Source organism: Micromonospora sp. WMMD754 (genome assembly GCF_049315235.1).
Classification (GTDB): domain Bacteria; phylum Actinomycetota; class Actinomycetes; order Mycobacteriales; family Micromonosporaceae; genus Micromonospora; species Micromonospora sediminicola.
In genome coordinates, this window is the sequence record NZ_CP186058.1 from 3,810,167 (window position 1) to 3,832,598 (window position 22,432).

The window sequence follows — 22,432 nt, forward strand, 5'->3', positions numbered from 1 at the left end:
GGGCCTCCCAGCGGTGGGTAGCGTGACCGCCGTGGAACCGCGCCCGCTGTCGCCCGCGGCCCGACGCCGGGCCGGTGACCTGCTGCTCTGGGCCGTTCTCGCCGCGCCGGCGACGTCGGCCCGGCTCAGCCCGCCATGGCAGCCGTACGACGTGCCGCTGTTGGCCGTCGTGCTTGCGCTGCTCGCCGGCTCGGTCGTGGTGGCTCGCCGGTGGCCGCTCGTGGCGGTGCTGGCGGTGGTGGCCGGTTCGCTGGTCGACGGCAACGTGGTGTTCGCCATCCCGGTCTTCGGCTACCTGGCCGGGCGGCGCAGCGCCCGGGCGGCCCCGGCGGCGGTCGTGTTCGCCGCCATCGCGGTCACCGGCACCGGGCTCAACCTCGGGCTGCTCGGCACCGAGCCGGCGGTCTGGTTCCAGCTCGCCTCGGTGCTGCTCTTCGCCGGCGTGTTCCCCTGGCTGCTGGGTCGGCTGCGACGGCAGCACCGGGCGCTCGCCGATGCCGGGCGGCGGCACGCCGAGGACGAGCGGCGGGCCGCGGTGGAGCGGGTACGCCTGCGCGAGCGGGCCCGGATCGCCCAGGACATGCACGACTCGCTCGGGCACGACCTGAGCCTCATCGCGCTGCGGGCCGGCGCGTTGGAGCTGGCGCCGGACCTGCCCGGCGCCCACCGGGCGGCGGCAGGGGAGCTGCGGGCCAGCGTCGCCGCCGCCACCGAGCGGCTGCACGAGGTGATCGGGCTGCTGCGGGAGGACCGGCCCGGCCCGCTGCGTCCGCCGGGGGAGACCGTCACCGACCTGGTCGACGGCGCCCGGGACGCCGGCATGACCGTCGACCTGCGCGCCGGGCCCGCCGACGCCGACCTGCCGCCGCTGGTGGCGCACGCCGTGCACCGGGTGGTCCGGGAGGCGCTGACGAACGCCGCCCGCTACGCCCCGGGCGCCCCGGTCACGGTGACGGTGGACCGGGGCGTCGACACGGTGACCGTCGTGGTGGTCAACCCGCCGCCGCCGGCCGCCGCGCTGCCCGGACCGGCGTCGCACGGCTCCGGGCTGCTGGCGCTGCGCGAGCGGGTCCGCCTCGCCGGTGGCCTCCTGGACGCCGGTTCCCGCGACGGCGGGTGGGCGGTCACCGCCCGTCTCCCGCTGACCTCGGCCGCCCCGCCCACCGCCCACCCGGTCACCGATGCCACGCCGACCGGAGGCCCGGTGCCCACCGCCGCCCGGCTCGACGACGGCCGGCGGGAGGGCGACGTCGGCGGCGCGGCGGTCGACGGGCCGCACCGGCACGACCGGCCCGGCGACGCGGCGTCGCGGCTGCGGGAGGCGCGCCGGCGGCTGCGGCGCAGCCTGCTCGTCGCGATCGGCGTGCCGGCCGGGCTGGCCCTGGCGCTCGCGCTGGTCTACTACCCGATGGCCACGGCCGGCGCGGTGCTGGACCGGTCCGGCTACGACCGGCTGCGGCTGGGCGAGCAGCGCGACACGCTCGGGCTGCCCCGCCGGCAGGCCGACCCGCCGGCGACCGGCGCCGCCCCGGGCTGCGAGTTCTACACCGACGGGAACTTCCCGTTCGCCGAGGCGACCTGGCGACTCTGCTTCACCGACGGGCGGCTGACCAGCAAGGAGCGGATCGAGGAATGAGCGACGACCACGGGCGCCCGCTGCGGGTGGTGCTCGCCGACGACGAGGCGATGGTCCGGGCCGGGGTCCGGGCGATCCTGGCCGCTGATCCGGGCATCGAGGTGGTCGGCGAGGCGGGCGACGGCCACGCCGCGGTCGAGCTGGTCCGCGCGCACCGCCCCCGGGTGGCGCTGCTGGACGTCCGGATGCCGCGCTGCGACGGGCTGAGCGCGGCGGCGCAGATCCGCCGGCTGGTGCCGGAGACCGCCGCGGTCATGCTCACCACGTTCGGCGACGACGACCTGATCGCCCGGGCGCTCGGCCACGGCGCCGCCGGGTTCCTGCTCAAGTCCGGCGACCCGAGGGAGCTGCTGGCCGGCGTCCGGGCGGTGGCCGACGGCGGGGCGTACCTGTCGCCGCGGGTGGCCCGCCGGGTGATCGAGCTCAGCGGCGGCCGGCTCGCCCGCGCCCCGTACGCGCGGGACCGGCTGGCCGGGCTGACCGACCGGGAACGGGAGGTGCTCGCGCTGGTCGGGGCGGGCCTGTCCAACGCCGAGATCGCCCGGCGGCTGCACCTGGTCGAGGGCACCGTGAAGAGCTACCTGACCAGCGTCTTCACCCGGCTGGACGTGCGCAACCGGGTGCAGGCGGCGATCCTCGCGTACGAGGCGGGGCTGGTCCCGCCGTCCGGCTGACCAGCCCCGCCCCGCTCAGGCGTCGCGTCGGGCCAGCGCCCACCGGCCCAGCGCCAGCGCGGCGGCGGCCCAGCCGGCGAGCAGCAGCAGCCCGACGGCCGCCGGGTAGGGCTCGGTGTCCCCGGCCAGGAAGTGGTTGCCCGCGACGCCGGGGAACGCGTCGGCGATCCGGGTGAGCACGGTGATCTCCGGCTCCTGCAACGACAGCGGCACGATCATCAGCGCGGCGAACAGCACGGTCAGGGTCAGCACCGCGCCGCGCAGCGCCGCGGCCAGCCCGAGCGCCAGCACACCCAGCAACGCCAGGTACGCGGCGCAGGCGAACACGTCCGCCACGGTGCCGCCGAGCGGGGCCCGGCCCCACTCGCCCAGCACCGGCCGGGCCACCACCGCGCCGAGGACGCCGAGCAGCAGCCCGACGCCGAACGTCACCGCGCCGACCACGAGCGCCTTGGCCGCGAGCACCCGGCCCCGGGACGGGGTGCAGCGCAGCGTGGTGCGAATGGTGCCGGTGGCGAACTCGCTGGTGATCGCGAACAGGCCCAGGGCCAGCACGACGTACTGGGTCAGCTCCAGCGAGCCGGCCACCACCTCGCCGACGTCGAGCACCCCCGGGTTCACCGTCGGGTCGTCGTCGGTGTTGGCGTTGACCGCGTAGATGGCGAGCTGGGCGCTGGTGGCCGCCATGGTCAGCGCCGCCGCCAGCAGGGTCCACCAGGTGGAGCGGACCGACCAGAGCTTCGTCCACTCGGCGGCCACCGCGCCGGCGAGCGGGTGGCCGGCCGGGGCCGGTCGGGACGCCGGGCGGGTCGGGTCGAGCGTGGGCAGCGTGGTCATCGGGTTCCGCCTCCGGTCGGGCCGGCGGCGTACTCCACGCTGTCGGCGGTCAGCTCCAGGAACGCCTCCTCCAGGGAGGGCGCGATCGGGGTCAGCTCGTGCAGCCGCACCCCCCGCTCGTACGCGAGGTCGCCGACCCGGTCGGCGGTGCTGCCGGCCACGGTCAGCGTGTCCCCGTCGGTGGTGACCGTGGCGCCCTCGGCGGTCAGCCGCTCGCCCAGCGCGGCGAGCGCGGCCGGCTCGGGCCCGCGTACCCGGACCGCGGCGGCGGGTCGCGCGGCGATCAGCTCGGCCAGCGGCGCGTCCGCGACCAGCCGACCCCGGCCGAGCACCACCACCCGGTCGGCGGTCTGCTGCATCTCGCTCATCAGGTGGCTGGAGATCAGCACGGTGCGCCCCTCGTCGGCGAGGCGCCGGGTGAACCCGCGGATCCAGCGCACGCCGTCCGGGTCGAGCCCGTTGACCGGCTCGTCGAGCAGCAGCACCGGCGGGTCGCCGAGCAACGCGCCGGCGATGCCGAGCCGCTGCCCCATGCCCAGCGACAGCGCCCGGCCCGGCTTGCCGGCGGCGCGGTCGTCCAGGCCGACCAGGTCGAGCACCTCGGCCACCCGCCGGGCCGGTACGCCGTTGCTGCGCGCCATCGCCCGCAGGTGCGCCGCGCCGGACCGGGCCGGGTGCACGCCGGTGGCGTCGAGCAGCGCGCCGACCTCGTACAGCGGGTGCCGCAGGGTGCGGTAGGCCCGGCCGTTCACCAGCGCCGTCCCGGCGGTGGGCCGGTCCAGGCCGAGCACCATCCGCATGGTGGTGGACTTGCCGGCGCCGTTCGGGCCGAGGAACCCGGTGACCTGGCCGGGGCGGATTTCGACGGTCAGGCCGTCGACGGCGGTCACCCCGCCGAACCGTTTCGTCAACCCACGAAGTGTGATCATGCGGGGACGCTATGCGGCGGCGGCGGAGCGGCGCCGCTGTCGAAGGACGGGGGCGCCCCCTGACTTTTGTAAGGAAGGGCCCCCCTTTAACGCCTCCGGTAGAGGAAGGGCCCCCTCTTAACGCCGCGGGGTCAGGCGCGGAACGCCGCGGGGTCAGGCGCGGCGGACCACGAACGCGTCCGGCATCCGGAAGGTGAGGTTGTCCGGGCACCACGGTGGACGGACCACTGCCACACCGTCGAGCAGCGGCGTGGCCTCGGCGACCACCACGGCGGCCTCCATCCGGGCCAGTTGCGCGCCGACGCAGCGGTGCGGGCCGGCGCCGAACGCCAGGTGCCGGCGGGAACCGGGCTGCCCCGGGCGGAACTCGCCCGGCGCGGCGACCACTGCCGGGTCCCGGCCGGCGCGGGCCAGCCAGGCCACCACGCTGGTGCCCGCCGCCACCGGCGTCTCGCCCAGCGAGGTGTCGACGGCGGCCACCCGCCGCCAGGTGACGATCGGCGGCTCTAACCGCAGCCCTTCCTCGACCACGTCGTCCACGCCGATCTCACCGGCGCGCAGCCCGGCCCGTACCGCCGGTTCGCCGGCGAGCCGGTGCAGCAGCAGGGTGAGGAACTGCGAGGTGGTCTCCTGGCCGGCGACGAGCAGGAAGAACAGCGCGCCGACCACCACGTCGGGGGAGTGCCCGGCGGTACGCAGGCGCGCGGCGAGCCCGCCCCCGGTGGCGGCGAACCCGCGCAGCACGGTGTGGAACCGGCCCACCTCGGCGGCCAGCGCGAGCTGCCGGGAGGCGTCCAGCGGCGCCCAGAACAGCTCCAGCGCGGCCCGGGCGAAGTCCTTGACCGCGCCGACCGGCGCGTCCGGCAGCTCGACCAGCCGGGCCAGCACCAGCAGCGGCAGGTCGGCGGCGAGGTCGGCGTACAGGTCGACCGGCCGGCCGGCGTCGAGTGCGGCCGTCAGCCCGGCCACCCGCTCGCGGACCAGCGCGGTCAGCCACTGACGTTGGGCGGCCACCCGGTGCGGGTGCAGCGCGTCGGCGACGATGCCCCGGATCTCCGGATGGCTGGCGCCGCCGTTGTTCGCCAGCGTCGGCGGCAACCGGAACCGGTGCCCGGCGAGCACCCGCAGCGCGGCCACCGGGATCGGGGTCACCGCGTCGAGCGCGTTGTCCGGCCGGAACGTCACCGGGTCGGCGAGCACCCGGCGCACCAGCGCGTGCCGGGTCACCACCAGGTGCGGCACGCCGACGTGGTCGACCACCGTGGCCAGGTCCGGCCACGGTCCGTCGACGGACCTCCCCCAGCCCCGGAACAGCACGCGCCGACGCTACCGGCGCGCTCCCGGCGGCTTCGGGTCCAGCTCCCAGACGGTGGTGCGCTTCACCCGCACGCTCTCCAGCGCCTCGGACACCGGCACGTCGTACGCGGCCAGTTCGTGGAAACGCTCGCGGGGCAGGAACGCCCGGCCCGGGTCGCCCACCAGCACCCGCGCTCCGGCCCGGGCGGCCCGGAGCAGGAAGCGCAGCATCCGGCGGGCCATCGCCTCGCTGTAGAAGACGTCCCCGGCCAGCACCACCTCGGCGTCGCCGGCGTCGGAGTCGAGGATGTCGCCGAGTTCGGCGTCGACGCGTACCCCGTTGGCCTCGGCGTTGAGCGCGACCGCCGCGACGGCCCGCTCGTCCACCTCGACCGCCCGGACGGCGGCCGCGCCGGCCCGGGCGGCGGCGATGGCGACCAGGCCGGAGCCGGACGCCAGGTCGAGGACCCGGCGGCCGGTGACCAGTTCGGGGTGGTCGGTCACGTAGCGGGCCAGGCCCTGGCCGCCGGCCCAGGCGAAGGCCCAGAACGGCGGCGGCTGGGCGCTGCGGAACTCGCCCTCGGTCAGCTCCCAGAGGCCGATCGGCTCGTCGGCCTGGTGCAACCGCACCTCGGGGACGAAGGCGACCGGGGCCAGGCGGGCGTGCAGCCGGACGAACGCGGCGGACAGTTCGGACACCGACCGATTGTGTCCCACCGCGGTCGACGCGCCGATCCCGGGCGTGTCGCCGGTCGACGGTGACCGGTTCACCACCCTCGGTGAAAGGGACCCCCGATGTTGACGACCGGTGCGAACACGCCCGTCTACCGGCGGGCCGGGCCCGCTCCTAGCGTTGCGGGTGGATACGACCGAGGTGAGGGAGGCGTGGTGAGCGGGTGGCGGCACGCGCTGCGGATCGGGCTGGTGCTGACCTGTCTGGCGGGAGCCGGCTACGGCGGGGCGGCGCCGGCACGGGCGGCGGCCGCGTTCTCCACGGAGTTGAGCGGCCTGCCCGACGAGTTCACCGCCGGCGACCGGGTGGAGACGCTCTCCGCGGTGGTGTCCCGGTCCGACCGGGGCGCCCGCTCGGAGTGCGTCAAGGTGCGCTGGTCGATGCTGTTGCGGGTGGACGGCCTGCGGCTGGACCAGGTGAAGGTGGACCGGGTCGAGGAGACCGGCTCGTTCCCGCTGGAGATCCGTGCCGACGGTGACACCGCCCGGCTGACCGACCGGGAGCTGGATCCGGGGGTGCTCTGTCCGGGGCGTACGGTGACCGCCCGCTACCGGGTGGCCTTCGCCGAGGACGTCGGGCGCGGCCGGGTCAGCTTCGCCGCGGAGGTGTACGACCCGCAGGCGCGGCTGCTGGCCCGGCGGACCGCCTCGCGCCAGGTGGTGGGCGAGGCGGCCGAGCCGACGCCGGAGCCGACCCCGACGAGCGCCGAGCCGACCGACCCGCCCAGCGAGGAGCCGGCCACCGAGGAGCCGGTGACGGAGGAGCCGACCGACGCGGCGGTGGTCGAGCCGCCACCGCCGGGCGCGGCCGGCCGTCCGGTCGCCGCCACCGGAGGGTTCGGCGTGGTGCAGGCCGCCTTCCTGCTCGGTGGCCTGCTGCTCTTCCTCGGGGCCGGACTCCTGCTGCGGATGCGCCGCCTGCTGCGTACCGCCGACGGGGTGGAGGAGGACCTGCCGCCGTCGTTCGAGCGGCGGCGGACCCGACGACGCTGGCGCTGACCGGCCTCAGCCGGACGCCGCCGCCCCGGCGTACGCGGGCGCGCCGACGGTCGCCGCCGGCCGCAGCGACAGCACCGTGCCCAGCCCCGCGACCTCCTGCCGCTCGACGGCGAACTCGGCGGCCAGCGACCGACCGAGGTACGCCAGGGTGTCCGCGTCGGTGGCGCACATCTGCGGCGCGCTCGCGTCGGTGGCGACCAGGTGCACCTCGCCGGCCAGCAGCAGCGACGAGTTGACGAACTGGCACAGCTCCGGCCAGAGCAGGTAGCGCCAGAAGTCCACGCTGACCACCGCGTCGAGGCTGCCCGGCGCGAGCGGCGGCGCGAGGCCGATCAGGTGGAAGTTGGTCGGGCCGACCGGCGCGGCGTAGTCGAAGGTCATCGCGGACGCGCTCAGTCCGGCGTCGGCGGACCCGGTGCCGACCCAGAGCACCCGGGGGCCGGGGAGCCGGTCGGCGAGCCGGGCCACGGCGGGTCCGATCGCGCAGGTCGACTGTTCGACGCAGTCGCGTACCAGCGAGCGGAAGAGCAGGATCCGCTTGACCGCCTCGGGGCCGACGATGACGCTGAGGAACTCCCACTCCAGGCACGGGTAGAGCGCGGTGATCGAGCGCGTGTTCGCCATCATCTCGGCCCAGTTGCGACCCATGTTGCGGTGGTGCGGCAGGTGGACGACGCGGGCGTCGTCGTCGTACCCGAAGCTCACCCCGGCCCGGTCCACCCGGTAGAACAGCTCGATGTCCTCCATGCCGTAGCTCAGCGCGAACTCCTCGCGGAAGCCGCCGACCCGGTCGAACAGCTCCCGGCTCAGCGAGATGTTGTGGGTGTACGCGACGGTCCAGCCCACCTCCAGCCAGTCCCGCCGCTGGTCCGGCACGCCGTCGGGAGGGAACCGCATGTCACCGCCGTGCGGGGAGAGGCGGGGGATCGCGGCCGGGTCGTCGCGCAGCACGGCGGGCAGGTGCGCCAGCCCGATGTCGTCCCGGCGCCCGATCAGCACCTCCGGGTGGCCCGGCTCCCGGTGGTGGGCCAGGTGCCGTTCCAGCAGGTCGGGCAGGGACCAGGAGTCGGCGTCGAGGAAGACGAGCAGCGGCGCGGCGGCGTGCCGGACGCCCTCGTTGCGCACGCCCGCGCGGCCGCGCCGCTCGGCGAGTTCCACCAGCCGCAGGCGCAGGCCCGCGCCGGCGGCCAGCGCCTCCGGGTAGCCGTCGGGGGATCCGCCGTCGCGCACCACGACGACCTCGAAGCGGTCCGGCGGAAGGGTCTGGCGGGCCAGCGCCCGCAGGGTCAGCTCCAGGCAGTGCGGGTCCTGGAAGGTCGGCATCACCACGCTCAGCTCGGGGGTGCCGGTGGTCTGCAGCGACATGCGTTCGGTCTCCGTTCGTCGGACCGCGGCGGGCGTGCGCCGCCGGGGCCACGGGCGCGGCGGGTACGTTGCGGGCCGCCGGCGCGGGCGTGCGGGAAGGGCCGGCCGTGGGGTGGGGCCGGGAGCGCTCTCCGGGATGGTCCGACGATAACCGTACGCATAGTTAACCGTCACTGAAGGTAGGGGTCGATAGGGGTGATCCGCTTTACAAAAAACTCGCTCTTGTAAAAATGCGTGACGGCTGCCACAGTCGGTTCAGGAGTCGACCGATCGGAGTCCGTTGATGCGCACCGACACCGTTCCGTGGCGGGACACCCGCAAACCGCTCTGGCCGCTCGCCCTGCTCGTCCCGGTGCTGCCGTTCGTGGCCTGGTCGGTCTGGCACGCCACGGACGCGGGGTGGGCCTGGTGGCTCACCCCCGCCGTGGTCTTCGGCCTCATCCCCGTGATCGACCTGCTGATCGGCGACGACCGGGAGAACCCGCCGGACGAGGCGGTGCCGGCGTTGCAGGCGGACGGCTACTACCGCTGGCTCACCTACCTCTACCTGCCCGCCCAGTACGCCGCCCTGGTGCTGTGCTGCGCCGTGTGGGCCGGCGGCGGGCTCTCCTGGTGGGCGGCCGCCGGCCTGGTCGCCACCGTCGGGGTGGTGGACGGCATCGCCATCAACACCGCGCACGAGCTGGGCCACAAGCGGGAGCGGGCGGAACGCTGGCTGTCCAAGATCGCCCTGGCGCCGGCCGGGTACGGGCACTTCTACGTCGAGCACAACCGCGGCCACCACACCCGGGTCGCCACCCCCGAGGACCCGGCCAGCTCACGGCTGGGCGAGACGTTCTGGGCGTTCTGGCCGCGTACGGTCTGGGGCAGCCTGCGCTCGGCCTGGCGGCTGGAGACCGGGCGGTTCCGCCTGCGTGGCCGCAACCCGTGGACGTGGCGCAACGACGTGCTCAACGCCTGGGCCATGACCGTGCTGCTCTACGCCGCGCTGGCGGTGGCGTTCGGCCCCGGCGTGCTGGTGTTCCTCGTCCTCCAGGCGGTGGTCGGCTTCTCCCTGCTGGAGGTGGTCAACTACCTGGAGCACTACGGGCTGGCCCGGCAGCGCACCGCCGCGGGCCGCTACGAGAAGGTGGATCCCCGGCACAGCTGGAACAGCGACCGGACGGTCACCAACGTCTTCCTGTTCCAGCTCCAGCGGCACAGCGACCACCACGCCAACCCGCTGCGCCGCTACCAGGCGCTGCGCAGCTTCGACGCCTCGCCGCAGCTGCCCGCCGGCTACGCCACCATGGTGGTCGCCGCGCTGGTGCCCCCGGTCTGGCGCCGGATCATGGACCACCGCGTGCTGGCCCACTACGACGGCGACCTCTCCGCGGCCAACGTCCACCCGCCGGCCCGCGCCCGTCTCTCCCGGCCCTCGGCCCGCCCCGCGTTCCCGGAACCCCCCGCGCCCGCCCCGCGCTCCCAGGGGTGACCGGGGAGTTCGCGTCCGCGTTCCGGTGTGACGCGGACGCGAACTCGGGGTCTGGGCGACTCAGTCGAGCTGGCTGGGTTCCAGGCCCAGCTCGCGGGCGGCGACCAGGCGGATCCACTCGGCGATCTGCCGGCGGGTGATCACCCGCTCGTGCACCGCGAGCTGCACCGCCAGGCCGTCCATCACCGCGCTGATCCGCCAGGCGGCGCCGGCCGGGTCGGGACAGTCGAAGGTGCCGTCAGCGACCCCGTCGCTGATCACCGACGCCAGGTCCTGACGCCACCGCAGGTCCAGCCGGCGGGAGAGCTTCTCCAGCTCCGGCGTCCGCAGCGACTCGGACCAGCCGTCGATCCACATGGACCAGGAGGTGGAGCGGCCGGTCGGCGCGTAGAGCCGGAGCATCCGCCGCAGCTTCGCCAGCGGTGGGGCGGAGGAGCGGAGCACCGCGTCCAGCCGGGCCAGGTCCTGCTCCACCGCGTACGCGAAGGCCTGCGCGAGCAGCCGGTCCTTCGTCGCGAAGTGGTAGAACACCAGCGCCTGGCTCACCCCGGCGGCCTCGGCCACGTCGGCGGTGCGGGTGTTGGCGAGCCCTCGTTCCGCGATCACCTCGCAGGCCGTGCGCAGCAGCGCGTCCAGGCGGATCTCGGCGGCACGTCTCGTCACGCGGTTACCGTAACCCATCCGAATGACCACGAGGAGTTACCGGAGCGGCCGGTCGGCGGTGGGACAGTCGGATGCCGGACACTCCACCCGCCGGCCTGGATCCGCAGGTGGACGCGCTTCTCGGCCGACTCCGCGGCTGATTGCCCAGGCTCCTAGGAAGCTCTATGGGAAGTTCGGTGCTCACCGCCCGGACGCGCCGGGAGGGGACCCGATTTGGCAACCGTTCCCGGGCTCGGCTAAAGTTCTCATCCGTCACCGGAAAACAACCGGGGGCGTGCGGACGTAGCGCAGCTGGTAGCGCATCACCTTGCCAAGGTGAGGGTCGCGGGTTCGAATCCCGTCGTCCGCTCGGAGATGCCGCCACGCATGTCGGGGGCAACCTCGGTGGAGTGGCCGAGAGGCGAGGCAACGGCCTGCAAAGCCGTGTACACGGGTTCAAATCCCGTCTCCACCTCGGCAGTTGACGAGGGCGATTGGCGCAGTGGGAGCGCGCTTCCTTGACACGGAAGAGGTCACTGGTTCAAACCCAGTATCGCCCACCATCGGAAAGGCCGTGTCGAACACTCGACACGGCCTTTCTCGTTCCCTCCGTCAGGCCGACGCGCCCAGCAACGCCTCCGCCACCGCGGTCCGACTGCTCAGCAGCGACCGGCCCTGGCGCCGGGTCACCACCAGGCCGGCGGCCCGCAACGCGGTGAGGTGCTGCGACACCCCGGCCGGGGAGAGCCCGGTCCGTCGGGCCAGCTCCGTCGTCGACCGGGGCGCGTCCAGCGCCGCCAGCAGCCGCGCCCGGCCCCGGCCCAGCACCGCGCCCAACGCGTCCGGCGCGCGCACCGGGGTCTCCCACAGCGTGCCGACACCGCGCGCCGGATAGGCCAGCTGGGAGACGTCCCCGGCCGCGATGCTCAGCACCGACGGCCAGACGAACACCGAGGGCACCAGGACCAGACCACCCCCCTCGGGTACGTCCGGCGCCGGGCAGTGCCGCTGGCTGACCAGCAGCGCGTCGCCCTCCCAGCGGACCAACTCGTGCAGGTCGTTCAGGAGGCCGGCGGTGCCGTCCTCGGCCATCCGGCAGGCCCGGTGGAAGACCTCCGCGTCGAGCACCGCCCGGATCCGGGGCCAGTCGTCGGCGACGGCAAGCCGCCAGTAGGCGTCGATCTCGGCGGCCAACCGGGCCAGCCCGGCGACCGGATCGGCGTACAGGGCGGCCACCACCGCCGGGCGGGGACCGGGCAGCAGGTCCAGGTGGGCGCGGACCACCTCGGGGCGGGTGGCGCGCAGCGTGGCCAGCTCCTCGGCCAGGTCCGGGTCCAGGCCGGCCGGCGGCGGGGTGAGGAAGTCCGGCAGGTAGCCCGGGGCCGCCGGCACCAGGCGCCACAGCAGGCCGGCCTCCGGGTCGAGCAGCCCCGCGTCGGCCAACCGCGGCCGGACCCGGGCGGCCCAGGGCAGGTGGATCGCGTGCCGGCCGGGATCGCGGAGCACCCGGACGCCGGCCATCACCTCCCACAGGCCGGACAGCGCGAACCGGACCCGTGCCACGGCGCCCGCCGACAGGCCGATCGCGACCACACCGCCCCCTTCGTTTCAGCCAGGACTGAAACAATACGGCGACCGGCCGACCCCGACCGAGACTGACCGGGTGAACGAACAGCACATCCGAGCCCGACAGTTCCGCAGCCTGCACGTGCCCGGCGAGCCGCTGGTCCTGGTCAACGCCTGGGACGCGGCGAGCGCCCGGATCGTGGCCGCCGCCGGCGCCCGCGCGGTCGCCACCACCAGCGCCGGCGTGGCGTGGAGTCGCGGCGCGCCCGACGGCGACGCGCTCGCCCGGGAGACCGCCGTCGACGTGATCCGCCGGGTCGCCGCCGCGGTGCGCCTGCCCGTCACCGCCGACATCGAGTCCGGATACGGCGCCCGCCCCGACGACGTCGCCGAGACCGTCACCGCGGTGCTCGCGGCCGGCGCCGTCGGAGTCAACGTCGAGGACGCCCGGCACGACGGGGGTGGGGCGTTACGCCCGGTCGACGAGCAGTGCGCCCGGCTCGCCGCGGTCCGTGCCGCGGCCGACCGCGCCGGCGTTCCGCTGTACCTGAACGCGCGGGTGGACACCTTGCTCCGGGGCGTCGGCGGGGTGCCGGAGACCGTGGCGCGGGCCGAGGCCTACCTGGCCGCCGGCGCGGACGGTGTCTTCGTGCCGGGGACGGTCGACCCGCAGACCGTGGCGGCGCTGGTGGCGGCGATCCCCGCGCCCCTGAACGTGCTGGCCGGGCCGGGCGCGCCGCCGGTGGCGGAGTTGGCGCGTCTCGGGGTGGCCCGGGTCAGCCTCGGCTCGGCGGTGGCCGAGGCGGCGTACGCGGTGGCCCGGCGCGCGGCCGTGGAGGCCCTCGGCGACGGCACGTACGGGGCGCTGGCCGACGCGCTCGACTACGGGACGATCAACGAGCTGATGCGGGACTGATCCCGGCACGCGGACGGGGGCGCCACCTGGCGCCCCCGTCCGGGCCGGTCCGGGGACCGATCAGCTCCGTCGGCCCCCGGCTCGCCTCACATCGGCGGGGCGACGTCCCGGCGCTCCTCGACCCGGCGGTACTCGACCGGCTGCTCGGTGGTGGTGACCACCTGGCGGCGCCGGCCCCAGACCAGCGTGGTCATGATGAGGCCGAGCACGCCGGCCGCCATCAGGATCCAACCGACGACGTCGAGGTCGACCCCGCCGACGTTGGCGTTGAGCGCGAAGGTGAGGATCGCGCCGACCGCGATCAGGAAGATGCTCGTACCGATACCCATGACAGCCTCCTTCGGGGGGATGGTTGTGCTGTCGCATCGCCCAGTACCCCGGGGTCGAGCAGCGCAATCACCGCGGCCGGGGGGCTGCCGCAGGGCGATCTTGGCATCGGGTAGAGTTTCCTCCGTCGCCGGCGCAGCCGGTGACGACGCGGACGTAGCGCAGCTGGTAGCGCATCACCTTGCCAAGGTGAGGGTCGCGGGTTCGAATCCCGTCGTCCGCTCGCGAACCGCCCGGGCGATTGGCGCAGTGGGAGCGCGCTTCCTTGACACGGAAGAGGTCACTGGTTCAAACCCAGTATCGCCCACTCGTTCTCCCCGACCGCCGCTCGACCCGCGGACATCTCCCACCGGCCGGACAAGACCGGCCACATCGGTCACCCCATCCCACCGAGGACCCGGTACGGGTCCACCGTGCGGGTTATGGAGCGCTCGACCGCCGCGTGTCAGGGTGAGGCCCGATACGCAGGGAGGCGGTCACATGGGGACGATCGGGCAGGGACGATGGCGGCGCACGGCCGCCCGGCTGGGCGTGGCGGTGGTCGTCGCGGCGGCCGGGGTGACGGTGGGGGCCGCGCCGGCGCAGGCCACCGCGACCCGCACCGTGGCGTTCTGGAGCATGGACGAGCCGGCGTCGTCGACCGTGCTGAGGGACAGCAGCGGCAACGGCCGGCACGGCGCGGTGGGCGGCGAGGTCGTCACCGGCGCGCTCTACGCCGGCGCCACCGCCCACCGGTTCGCCACCCACCTGCCGCCCGACCAGGAGTACGTGCCGGAACACGTGGACCTGGTGCCGCACAGCACCGACTTCAACCCCGACGCCGGGGACTTCTCGGTGACCATCCGCTACCGCACCACCCACTCCTTCGGCAACATCCTCCAGAAGGGACAGGGCAACGCGGTCGGCGGCTACTGGAAGTTCGAGGCGCCCGCCGGCAAGCCGAGGTGCCTGTTCCGGGGCGGTGACGGCGCCTCGCGCACCGGCTACACCGGAGTGTCGATCGCCGACGGCCAGTGGCACACGGTGACCTGCAACCGCACGTCCGCGTACGTGGAGATGTACGTCGACGGTGTCCGGACCAGCCGGCTGAACGGGCCGACCGGCACCATCGCCAACACGTGGCAGGTCTCCGTCGGCGGCAAGAGCCAGTGCGACGGTACGAAGGTCACCTGCGACTACTTCGCCGGCGACATCGACTACATCAAGATTCTGAAGGGTTCCGGCGGTCCGGCCAACCAGGCGCCGGTGGCCGACCTGGCGCCGTCGTGCTCCGGGCTGGTGTGCACGTTCTCCGGCGCGGGCTCCACCGACGCCGACGGCGCGATCCAGGACCACCGCTGGGACTTCGGCGACGGCGGGACCGCCGACACCGTCTCCGTGCCGACCACCTCCCACACGTACGCGACGGCCGGCACCTACCCGGTCACGCTCACGGTCACCGACGACCGGGGCGCCACCGGCACGGCGACCGTCGACGTCACCGTCGCGCCGGTCGCCGAGCGGATCTCCTTCGTCGGCCAGGCCACCGCGAACACCAACTGGACCAGTCACACGGTGACCGTCCCGGCGTCGGTGCAGCCGGGTGACACGCTACTGCTCCTGCTCAGCCAGAACACCCACACCGGCACCGGTGAGCCGACCGGCGTGACCGGCTGGACCCGTCTGGACCGGCTCGACGGCGGTTTCGCCACCACGACCGCCTGGTCGAAGACCGCGGTCGCCGGGGACGCGGGGACGCCGGTCAAGGTGACACTCGACGGCCAGGCGAAGGGCAACCTGGTGGTGGCCGCCTACCGGGGCGTCCGGCCGGGCGCGCCGGTCTTCGCCCGGGCCACCGACCCGGCCAGCAGCGCCAGCCGGATCACCCCGTACGCGCCGGTGACCGTCGCGCAGAGCTGGGCCGTGTCGTACTGGCTGCACGGCGACGGCACCTCCACCAGCCTCACTCCGCCGGCCGGCGTCGCGGTCCGCAGCAACAGCTCGCAGAGCGGCGGCGGCCGGGTGACCGGGCTGCTCGCCGATTCGGGCAGCAGCGTGCCGGTGGGCAGCTACGGCGGTCTGACCGCCACGGCCGCCGCCGCCAGCACGACCACCACCACGTGGACGTTCGTCCTGCCGCCGGCCTGACCCCTTTCCGGTACGCGTGAAGGCCGGCACCCCGGGTTCGGGGTGCCGGCCTTTCGCCTTGGTCTTACTTGGTCCAGTGCTGGGCCACGATGTCGGTGGCCTGCTTCTCCCACTGCGCGTACGCGTCGGGGTAGGCGGAGACCTGGACGGTCTGCGCAGCCTCGGTCAGCGGCATCTTCTCCCAACCGTCGACCTGCTTCAGGCCCTTGAGGAACGCCAGGGTCGAGTACTCGGGGTCGGTGATCTGCTCCGGCGTGCCCCAACCCGAGGACGGGCGCTGCTGGAACAGGCCCAGCGAGTCGTGGTCATTCTTGTCGCCGAGGTGCCCGAGGTTCTCCAGCTTCGACTCCTGCAGTGCGGTGGCGATCGAGATGACCGCGGCCCACTCCGGCAGACCGGCCTTCTTCGTCGCGGCGATGATCGCCTTCGCGTTGGCCAGCTGCTCGTCGTTCAGCTTGATGGTCGACTGCTCACCCTGCACGCTCGCGACAGCCACGACGGGCTTACCGGCGGCGGCATGGGCGGTGTCGGCGTGGGCGGCGACCGGACCGGCGAACACACCACCGGTGAAGGCCAGACCAGCGATACCAAGGATGCTCTTACGCAGGATCGTGTTCATCAGCGGGCTCCATTCGGGGGTCAACACACCGGGGGGTGTGGGCACCGTCAGGCGCTCGAAAAAGTCTTGGGGGGGTCCGGCACGCTCGCGGGGCCGGGGGGCCTGCTCACGGGGGCCGGGGTGTCCGGCTGGCTCGCGGGGCGGGGGCCTCGTCGCGGCGCCGGGATGATGTGTAACGACCGGCGGCCCGCCGTCATTCCCCGCCGGGGGCAGGGCGGCTCGGGGGTCGCCTGCTCGGTCGTTCACCCGTCTACAACGCCGCCGACCCGCCGTCGATTCCGCCGCCGGGGTGCCGCCCACCACCACCGAACCGGACACCCCACCCCACCCGGGCCGCGCGGGTGGAAGATCACGGGTGCATCCGGACCCCGCAGACACCCATGACGTTCCACCCACCGCCCGCCGAGCCCGTCGGTGGAACCCCATGGGTCCATCCCGCCCCCGCAGACACCCATGACGTTCCACCCATCGCACGCCAACCTCACGAGTGGAACAGCATGGGTGTGTCCCGGCTCCGCAGACACCCACCACGTGCCACCCACCGCCCGCCAACCCCGTTAGTGGAACGCCACGTGGTGTGTCCCGGCCCGGGAGACACCCACTCCTTTCCACCGGCGCCGTCTCCTGACCGACGCACCCTTTCCGATCCTCATGCTTGGGTTGATCGACTCCATCGCGGGGAGGTGGCGGCATCACGGCCCCACCGACCCCTCTACCTCCCCGACCTGGCGGCCCATCCGTGCCCACGGGCGCTGACTTGTGTGCGGGTGTCCGTTTCTGCGGGAGATCTTGGAAGTTCGGGGCCCCTCTGGGGGCCGTTTCCTTCCAAGATCTCGGCGGGGCGGGGATGTGGCGTCCCGCCCTCGCCGGGCGGTGGGAGGGAAGGGGGCGCAGACGTGTGCGGAGACGTCCCGGGCGGACGGCCGGCAGGTGCCGGTGCCGCAGGCCCCCGGGATGCACGCCGCCCGGACCGGGCAAGGTCACCGTCCGGTGGGCGTGGGTGGAGGGCGTGATCTCCTGTTCTGCCGTTGGCAGACGCGCTGTCCGGAACGGGGGACCGGCGGGCAGGCTGGGACGCATGCGACTGCTGATGCTGGGTGGTACGGGATTCGTCGGTGGAGCGGTGGTGGCCGAGGCGGTGCGCCGGGGCTGGTCGGTGACCGTGTTCAACCGGGGGATCCACGGGGACGTGCCGGCCGGCGTGCACCGGTTGCGGGGTGACCGCACCGCGCCGGACGGTCTGGCCGCGCTCGCCGGCGGCGAGTGGGACCTGGTGGTGGACACCTGGGACGGTGCGCCCCGGGCGGTCGGGGACGCGGCGCGGGCCCTGGTCGGGGCGGTGCCGCACTACGTCTACGTCTCCAGCGGCTCGGTGTACGCGCCGCCGGTGGGACTGGGCACCGGTGAGGAGGCGTCGACCGTGGCGGCCGAGCCGGACGCGGACGACGGCGACTACCCGCATAACAAGGCCGGCGGGGAGCGGGCCGCGGTGCGGGTGTTCGGGGACCGGGCGCTGCTGGTGCGGGCCGGCCTGATCCTCGGCCCGGGGGAGGACATCGGACGGCTGCCGTGGTGGCTGCACCGGGTGGCGTGGGGCGGCGACGTGCTGGCACCGGGGCCGCGGGACCTCCCGGTGCAGTACGTCGACGTCCGCGACCTGGCGGTGTGGATGCTGGATCGGGGGGTCGAGGGCGTCGGCGGGGCGTACAACGTGGTCGGTCGCACCGGGCACGCGACGATGGGTGAGCTGCTCGACGCGGCGGTGGCGGTGACCGGGTCGGGCGCGACGCTGCGCTGGACGCGGCCGGAGCCGATCCTGGCGGCGGGCGTGGAGCCGTGGAACGACCTGCCGATCTGGGTACCGCGCGGGCACGAGTACCGCTGGTTGCAGGAGCGCGACGTCGAGCGGGCGTACGCGGCGGGTCTGGTCTGCCGGCCGGTCACCGAGACCGTCGCCGACACCTGGCGGTGGCTGCGCGAGGTCGGCCGGGTCCCGGCCCGGGCGGGTCGGCCGGCGCGCGCGCCGGTGGGTCTGGCTCCCGAGCGGGAGGCGGCGCTGCTGGCCACCCCGGCGGTCTGACGCGCACCTGCCGGTCACCCCGGGTCGAGGGGCCGGGTGCGGCGGGGCCGGGTCCCGGCGGCCCCGCCGCTTCCCCGCACGCCGCCGTCGCACCCGGCGGCGCGCCCCGGGGTCCGTGTCATCGGCGCCGGCCGGTCTGCGGCGGGCCCGTGACACGGGCGCTAGGGGTGGGTGCCGACCTGGTTGGCCTCGGCCTCCCAGATGCCGTACTCCCGTTCGGCCGGGGGCAGGCCGTAGAAGCAGACGCTGTCCACCTGCCCGGACGTCTCGTTCGCCACGGACGAGCCGAAGTTGACGTAGCGGTAGCCGCGGTCGGACTTCGCCCCGTCGATGCCCGCCTCGGTGATCTTCATGCTGATGCCCGGGTTCCAACCCCGGACGTAGTCGATCATCTTGTACGGGTTGCGTTCGCCGCCGCCGTCCGCGCCCCGGGTCAGATAGCTGGAGCTGTAGCAGTGCACGGTGGCCACGTCCGGGCGGTACGGGCCGGTGAGCAGCGCGCCCAGCCCGTCGCCGGTGTCCCGGACGAACGCGTCGAACCAGCGTCCGGAACTGCCGAAGGTGAACCCGGAGCCGTCGCCGTTCCAGCGCCCGGCCGGCATGTTGATCGCCCAGAGCAGGTTGCCCCGGTCCTGGGCCGGCTTGTTGTCGCGGATGGTCGCCAGCCGGTTCCACCGGGCCAGCCACGGGTTGTCGGGCTGGTGCCAGTCCGGCTCGTTGCCGATCTCCCAGACGAAGAGCGTGTCCGGGTGCGCGTCCACGTAGGGCAGCAGCAGGTCCAACTGGCGGCGCGCCAGGCCCGGGTCGGGATCCTCCGAGGACTGGATGATCATTTCGGTGAGGCCGGTGCCCCGCAGCGCGTCGAGCTGCCCGTCGCTGAACTGGCGGCGGTTCGGGTCGCCCCAGAACATCGAGATCCGGGCGGTCTGGGGGCGCATCCGGCGCAGCAGGTCCACCTTGCGGGCGAAGTCGATGTTGTTGGTCGCGCTGCCCGGCGAGACCACCGCGCCCCACTTCATGTAGTAGGCGGCGGACGCCGGCGTGGCGGCGCCGAGCACGCCGCCGGCGCCCAGCGCGGCGGCGGACGCCCCGACGCCGCCGAGGAACCGACGACGGGACATCCCGGTCGCGTCGGCCGGTGCTGTGGTGATGCGGTCGGTCATCGGGAGCCTCCCCTGGTCCGATGCGGTTCGGCCCTCACCGTGCCGTCCGCCGGCCGCCTGGTCCTCTCACCCCGCTCTCACCGCGCTCGCGCTCCGCTCCGCCTCGCCCTCCCCGGTTCGGGCCCCGGCCTCACCGAGCAGCCGCAGCGCCCGCTCGCGTTCCTGGTCCTCGCCGTGCTCGCGGCACAGGGCCAGGCAGCCGTGCAGCGCCGACCGGGCCGCCGGAAGCCGGCCCAGGGCGAGGTGGGCCGCCCCGAGGCGGCGCAGCGCGATCAGCTCGCCGATGCCGTCGCCGACCTCCCGGCTGCCCGCGACCGCCTCGGTCAGCTCGGTCACCGCGCGGTCGTACTCGCCGGTGCGCAGGTGCAGGTCGCCGAGGTGGCCCAGGGAGATGGCCGCGCCCCGCCGGTAGCCCAGCTCCCGGCAGAGCGCCAGCGCCCGGCGCAGCAGGCGGGCCGCGTCCGCGTCCGCGCCGTCGCGACCCAGGACCAGGGCCAGGCTGGTGGAGGTGTACGCCTCACCGAACCGGTCGTCGAGCCGGCGGAACAGGCCCAGCGCGGCACGGAAGGCGCTCTCGGCCGCGCCGGCGCGCCCGGCCACCCGGTGCGCGGCACCGAGTCCGAACAGGACCTGCGCCTGCCCGGTCAGGTCGCCCAGCTCGACGGTGACCGTCTCGGCCCGGCCCAGCGCGGTCATCGCCGCCGCGTCGTCGTGACGCAGCCGGTGCGCGGTGCCGGCGGCGCGGAGCGCCAACGCCTGCCCGGCCCGTTCGTCGAGCCGTTCGAAGCCGGCCAGCGCCGCGTCGAGGCAGTCCAGCGCGTCGTCCAGCCGGTCCAGGTTGAGATGTCGCTCGCCGCGGGCGCGGAGCAGCCAGGCCCGTCCGGTCTCGTTGCCGGCGGCCTCGCACGCGTCGAGGGCCAGGCGGGTGGTGACGTCCCAGTCGTCCAGGTGCTCCCGCAGTTCGTGGAAGCGGCCGAGGGTGTTCGCCAGGTTCCAGGCGGCCTCGTCGAGCCCGGCGGACGCGGCCCGGCGGACCGCGCCGGTGAGGTGGCCGCGCGCCGCCTCGAACCAGGCCACCGGGTCGGCGAGCAACACCTCCAGGCCGGCCGGCGTCCATCCGGACCAGCGCGGGGCGGTGCCGGCCGCGCCGCGCCGGAAACCGCCAGGGGTACGCCGGTACGCCTCGTCGGTCAGCGTGAGCCAGCCGCCGACCAGGCGGCCCAGCGCCGCCCGCCGAACCTCGGCCGGCTCCTCCACGGCGCCGAGTTCCCCGGCGTACGCCCGGACCAGGTCGTGCAGCCGGTAGCCGGTCGGGTCGACGTCGACCAGCCGCGCCTCGACCAGCCGTTCGGTGAGTTCCTCGGCGGCGGCCGGCGGCAGGTCGAGCAGGGCGGCGGCGGCCCACGGTGGCACCCGGGGCAGGTTGACCGCGCCGAGCAGGCGCAGCAGCCGGCGTTCCTCGGCGGTCAGCTCCTGGTAGCTGGTGGCCAGGCTGGACCGGACGGCCAGGTCGCCGGTGCGCAGCACGTCCAGCCGGGCGCGTTCGTCGGCGAGCTGCTCGGCGAGCCGCCGTACCGGCCAGTGCGGGCGGGCGGCGAGCCGGGCGGCGGCGATGCGGATGGCCAGCGGCAGGTGGCCGCAGCGTTCGGCGACGCGCAGGCAGTCGGCGTGCTCGGCGGCCACCCGGGCCGGGCCGAGGGCGTGCCGGAGCAGGTCCACGGCCTGTTCGGGGGTGAAGATGCCCAGGTCGACGTGGACGGCGCCGGGCAGGGCGGTGAGCCGGCGGCGTGCGGTGATCAGCACCGCGCAGGCCGGTTCGGCGGGCAGCAGGGGGCGGACCTGGTTCTCGCCGGCCGCGTTGTCCAGCACCACCAGCAGTCGTCGCCCGGCGGTGCGGGCGCGGAACAGCGCGGCCCGGTCGTCCGTGCCGGCGGGCACGGCGCGGGGTTCCTCGCCGAGCGCCTGGAGAAACCGGCCGAGCACCGCGCCCGGGTCGAGAGGCTCGCCGCCGCCACGCAGGTCGACGAAGAGCTGCCCGTCGGGGAAGGCCGCCCGGGCCCGGTGTCCCACGTGGACGGCGAGGGTGGTCTTGCCGCCGCCGGCGACGCCGGACACGGCGACGACCCGCGGCGCGGTGCCCGGCTCGGCGGTCAGCCGGGCCACCAGGCCGGCGGCCACCTCGCCCCGGTCGACGAAGTCGGGAGCGTCCATCGGCAGCTGGGCGGCGGGGGGTGGGGGCGGGCCGGCGTCGTCGGGCAGCGGGTCCCCGTCGAGGATGCGCCCGTGCAGCGCCCGCAACGACGGGCCGGGTTCCAGGCCCAGGGCGGCGACACCGGCGGCGCGACCCTGCCGGTAGACCTCCAGCGCCTCGGCCCGCCGGCCGGCCCGGTGCAGCGCCCGCATCAGTCGTTCCCGCAGCTCCTCCCGGAGTGGTTCGTCGCGCACCATGCGGTGCAGCCGGGGGATCAGCTCGACGTGCCGGCCGAGGCCGAACTCGACGTCGATCCGGTCCCGCTCGACGGCGAGTCGCTGCTCGGTCAGCTCGGCCACGGCGGCGTGGAAGCCCGCGACCCCCGGGTGGGCGGGCAGTCGCACGTCGGCCAGCACCGGCCCGCGCCAGGCGTCGAGCGCGTCGCCGTAGCGGCGGGACGCTTCGGCCGGTTGCCCGGCGGCGGCCAGCGCGGCGGCCTCGGCGGCGGTGGCGGTGAACACGGTCGCGTCGAGGTCGCCGGGGGCGACGGTGAGTCGGTAGCCGCCGGGTCGGGTGTCGATGGCGTCGCCGAGCGCGCCGCGTAACCGCCAGATGAGCGTCTGCACCTGGCCGACGGCGGTCTCCGGCGGGTCGTCGCCCCAGAGCGCGGCGAGCAGCACGTCCAGCGAGGCGACGCGGCCGGCGTGCACCAGCAGGACGGCCAGGACCGTCCGCTGTCGGGGGCTGCGCAGCGGGACCGGCTGCCCGGCCCGGGTCACCTCGAGCGGGCCCAGGATCCGATAACTGACCATGCCGGCGTCACCGTACCACCGGATCGACCGCTGTCGCTGCGGTCGGG

18 protein-coding genes and 5 tRNA genes are annotated in these 22,432 nt (G+C 75.1%); 12 read left to right on the forward strand and 11 right to left on the reverse strand.

All coding sequences use genetic code 11. The annotated features are described in order from the left end of the window. The first annotated feature begins 22 nt into the window (after window positions 1–22). Entirely contained in the window at window positions 23–1,636 is a 1,614-nt protein-coding gene (locus ACN27B_RS18455) for a sensor histidine kinase (RefSeq protein WP_099161926.1), read from the forward strand. Then, entirely contained in the window at window positions 1,633–2,310 is a 678-nt protein-coding gene (locus tag ACN27B_RS18460; RefSeq protein ID WP_099161925.1) for a response regulator, read from the forward strand. The genes ACN27B_RS18455 and ACN27B_RS18460 overlap by 4 nt, the downstream gene beginning before the upstream one ends. Before the next feature lie 15 nt (window positions 2,311–2,325). Here the strand turns inward: ACN27B_RS18460 and ACN27B_RS18465 are convergent, their stop codons facing one another. From ACN27B_RS18465 to ACN27B_RS18480, 4 genes are all read right to left on the reverse strand, one after another. Further along, the gene (locus ACN27B_RS18465) at window positions 2,326–3,147 is read right to left on the reverse strand and encodes an ABC transporter permease (protein WP_099161924.1); all 822 of its coding nucleotides are present in this window, start codon (window positions 3,145–3,147) and stop codon (window positions 2,326–2,328) included. Then, complete coding sequence (locus ACN27B_RS18470) at window positions 3,144–4,076, reverse strand: ABC transporter ATP-binding protein (protein ID WP_422741086.1); 933 nt, start codon at window positions 4,074–4,076, stop codon at window positions 3,144–3,146. Before ACN27B_RS18470 ends, ACN27B_RS18465 begins: the two co-directional genes overlap by 4 nt. A 153-nt stretch (window positions 4,077–4,229) precedes the next feature. Beyond that, a complete protein-coding gene (locus tag ACN27B_RS18475) occupies window positions 4,230–5,393 on the reverse strand; it encodes a cytochrome P450 (RefSeq protein ID WP_422741087.1) in 1,164 nt (387 codons plus the stop codon). Window positions 5,394–5,402: 9 nt separating this feature from the next. Then, a complete protein-coding gene (locus ACN27B_RS18480) occupies window positions 5,403–6,071 on the reverse strand; it encodes a class I SAM-dependent methyltransferase (RefSeq protein WP_099164703.1) in 669 nt (222 codons plus the stop codon). A gap of 189 nt (window positions 6,072–6,260) precedes the next feature. Between ACN27B_RS18480 and ACN27B_RS18485 the strand changes: the two genes are divergently transcribed. Next, window positions 6,261–7,103: a hypothetical protein gene (locus ACN27B_RS18485; RefSeq protein WP_099164702.1), complete on the forward strand. Its 843-nt coding sequence runs from the start codon at window positions 6,261–6,263 to the stop codon at window positions 7,101–7,103. Between the two features lie 6 nt (window positions 7,104–7,109). Here the strand turns inward: ACN27B_RS18485 and ACN27B_RS18490 are convergent, their stop codons facing one another. Beyond that, window positions 7,110–8,468, reverse strand: a complete 1,359-nt coding sequence (locus tag ACN27B_RS18490; protein WP_099161921.1) for a glycosyltransferase family 2 protein — start codon at window positions 8,466–8,468, stop codon at window positions 7,110–7,112. 283 nt (window positions 8,469–8,751) lie between these two features. On the opposite strand from ACN27B_RS18490, the gene ACN27B_RS18495 reads away from it, so the two are divergent. Next, window positions 8,752–9,942 carry an alkane 1-monooxygenase gene (locus ACN27B_RS18495; RefSeq protein WP_422741088.1) on the forward strand — a complete coding sequence of 397 codons (1,191 nt, stop codon included), beginning with the start codon at window positions 8,752–8,754 and terminating at the stop codon, window positions 9,940–9,942. Between the two features lie 60 nt (window positions 9,943–10,002). On the opposite strand, the gene ACN27B_RS18500 is transcribed toward ACN27B_RS18495, so the two are convergent. Then, window positions 10,003–10,605, reverse strand: coding sequence for a TetR/AcrR family transcriptional regulator (locus tag ACN27B_RS18500; RefSeq protein ID WP_091583912.1), 603 nt, complete (start codon window positions 10,603–10,605; stop codon window positions 10,003–10,005). A 276-nt stretch (window positions 10,606–10,881) separates the two neighbouring features. On the opposite strand from ACN27B_RS18500, the gene ACN27B_RS18505 reads away from it, so the two are divergent. The 3 genes from ACN27B_RS18505 (at window position 10,882) to ACN27B_RS18515 (ending at window position 11,147) form a co-directional block, all read left to right on the forward strand. Further along, window positions 10,882–10,954: transfer RNA gene (locus ACN27B_RS18505), tRNA-Gly, on the forward strand. A 34-nt stretch (window positions 10,955–10,988) separates the two neighbouring features. Beyond that, window positions 10,989–11,059 (forward strand) — tRNA-Cys (locus ACN27B_RS18510). Window positions 11,060–11,072: 13 nt separating this feature from the next. Continuing rightward, a tRNA-Val gene (locus ACN27B_RS18515) sits at window positions 11,073–11,147 on the forward strand. Window positions 11,148–11,196: 49 nt separating this feature from the next. Here the strand turns inward: ACN27B_RS18515 and ACN27B_RS18520 are convergent. Beyond that, complete coding sequence (locus tag ACN27B_RS18520) at window positions 11,197–12,177, reverse strand: helix-turn-helix domain-containing protein (RefSeq protein ID WP_422741089.1); 981 nt, start codon at window positions 12,175–12,177, stop codon at window positions 11,197–11,199. A gap of 70 nt (window positions 12,178–12,247) precedes the next feature. On the opposite strand from ACN27B_RS18520, the gene ACN27B_RS18525 reads away from it, so the two are divergent. Beyond that, on the forward strand, window positions 12,248–13,066 hold the full coding sequence (locus tag ACN27B_RS18525) for an isocitrate lyase/PEP mutase family protein (RefSeq protein WP_422741090.1): 819 nt from the start codon (window positions 12,248–12,250) through the stop codon (window positions 13,064–13,066). 86 nt (window positions 13,067–13,152) lie between these two features. On the opposite strand, the gene ACN27B_RS18530 is transcribed toward ACN27B_RS18525, so the two are convergent. Then, entirely contained in the window at window positions 13,153–13,395 is a 243-nt protein-coding gene (locus tag ACN27B_RS18530) for a DUF6458 family protein (protein WP_091579214.1), read from the reverse strand. A 148-nt stretch (window positions 13,396–13,543) separates the two neighbouring features. Here ACN27B_RS18530 and ACN27B_RS18535 point away from each other — a divergent pair. The 3 genes from ACN27B_RS18535 to ACN27B_RS18545 all read left to right on the forward strand — a co-directional run bounded on the left by ACN27B_RS18535 (window position 13,544) and on the right by ACN27B_RS18545 (window position 15,520). Beyond that, window positions 13,544–13,616 (forward strand) — tRNA-Gly (locus ACN27B_RS18535). Window positions 13,617–13,628: 12 nt separating this feature from the next. Then, a tRNA-Val gene (locus ACN27B_RS18540) sits at window positions 13,629–13,700 on the forward strand. A 173-nt stretch (window positions 13,701–13,873) separates the two neighbouring features. Beyond that, window positions 13,874–15,520, forward strand: a complete 1,647-nt coding sequence (locus ACN27B_RS18545) for a PKD domain-containing protein (RefSeq protein ID WP_099161918.1) — start codon at window positions 13,874–13,876, stop codon at window positions 15,518–15,520. Window positions 15,521–15,584: 64 nt separating this feature from the next. Here ACN27B_RS18545 and ACN27B_RS18550 read toward each other — a convergent pair whose 3' ends face one another. Continuing rightward, on the reverse strand, window positions 15,585–16,139 hold the full coding sequence (locus tag ACN27B_RS18550; RefSeq protein ID WP_422741091.1) for a hypothetical protein: 555 nt from the start codon (window positions 16,137–16,139) through the stop codon (window positions 15,585–15,587). Window positions 16,140–17,217: 1,078 nt separating this feature from the next. Between ACN27B_RS18550 and ACN27B_RS18555 the strand changes: the two genes are divergently transcribed. Next, the gene (locus ACN27B_RS18555; protein ID WP_422741092.1) at window positions 17,218–18,219 is read left to right on the forward strand and encodes an NAD-dependent epimerase/dehydratase family protein; all 1,002 of its coding nucleotides are present in this window, start codon (window positions 17,218–17,220) and stop codon (window positions 18,217–18,219) included. Between the two features lie 161 nt (window positions 18,220–18,380). On the opposite strand, the gene ACN27B_RS18560 is transcribed toward ACN27B_RS18555, so the two are convergent. Next, complete coding sequence (locus tag ACN27B_RS18560; RefSeq protein ID WP_422741093.1) at window positions 18,381–19,382, reverse strand: hypothetical protein; 1,002 nt, start codon at window positions 19,380–19,382, stop codon at window positions 18,381–18,383. Window positions 19,383–19,448: 66 nt separating this feature from the next. Then, a complete protein-coding gene (locus ACN27B_RS18565) occupies window positions 19,449–22,385 on the reverse strand; it encodes a BTAD domain-containing putative transcriptional regulator (protein WP_422741094.1) in 2,937 nt (978 codons plus the stop codon). Between the last annotated feature and the right edge of the window lie 47 nt (window positions 22,386–22,432).

What these genes read in the sequence shown, in the direction of transcription:
- ACN27B_RS18495 (WP_422741088.1), top strand. Translation starts at nt 8,752, where the DNA reads ATGCGCACCGACACCGTTCCGTGGCGGGACACCCGCAAACCGCTCTGG.
- ACN27B_RS18560 (WP_422741093.1), bottom strand. Translation starts at nt 19,382, where the DNA reads ATGACCGACCGCATCACCACAGCACCGGCCGACGCGACCGGGATGTCC.
- ACN27B_RS18550 (WP_422741091.1), bottom strand. Translation starts at nt 16,139, where the DNA reads ATGAACACGATCCTGCGTAAGAGCATCCTTGGTATCGCTGGTCTGGCC.
- ACN27B_RS18545 (WP_099161918.1), top strand. Translation starts at nt 13,874, where the DNA reads ATGGGGACGATCGGGCAGGGACGATGGCGGCGCACGGCCGCCCGGCTG.
- ACN27B_RS18565 (WP_422741094.1), bottom strand. Translation starts at nt 22,385, where the DNA reads ATGGTCAGTTATCGGATCCTGGGCCCGCTCGAGGTGACCCGGGCCGGG.
- ACN27B_RS18530 (WP_091579214.1), bottom strand. Translation starts at nt 13,395, where the DNA reads ATGGGTATCGGTACGAGCATCTTCCTGATCGCGGTCGGCGCGATCCTC.
- ACN27B_RS18490 (WP_099161921.1), bottom strand. Translation starts at nt 8,468, where the DNA reads ATGTCGCTGCAGACCACCGGCACCCCCGAGCTGAGCGTGGTGATGCCG.
- ACN27B_RS18555 (WP_422741092.1), top strand. Translation starts at nt 17,218, where the DNA reads ATGCGACTGCTGATGCTGGGTGGTACGGGATTCGTCGGTGGAGCGGTG.
- ACN27B_RS18465 (WP_099161924.1), bottom strand. Translation starts at nt 3,147, where the DNA reads ATGACCACGCTGCCCACGCTCGACCCGACCCGCCCGGCGTCCCGACCG.
- ACN27B_RS18470 (WP_422741086.1), bottom strand. Translation starts at nt 4,076, where the DNA reads ATGATCACACTTCGTGGGTTGACGAAACGGTTCGGCGGGGTGACCGCC.
- ACN27B_RS18460 (WP_099161925.1), top strand. Translation starts at nt 1,633, where the DNA reads ATGAGCGACGACCACGGGCGCCCGCTGCGGGTGGTGCTCGCCGACGAC.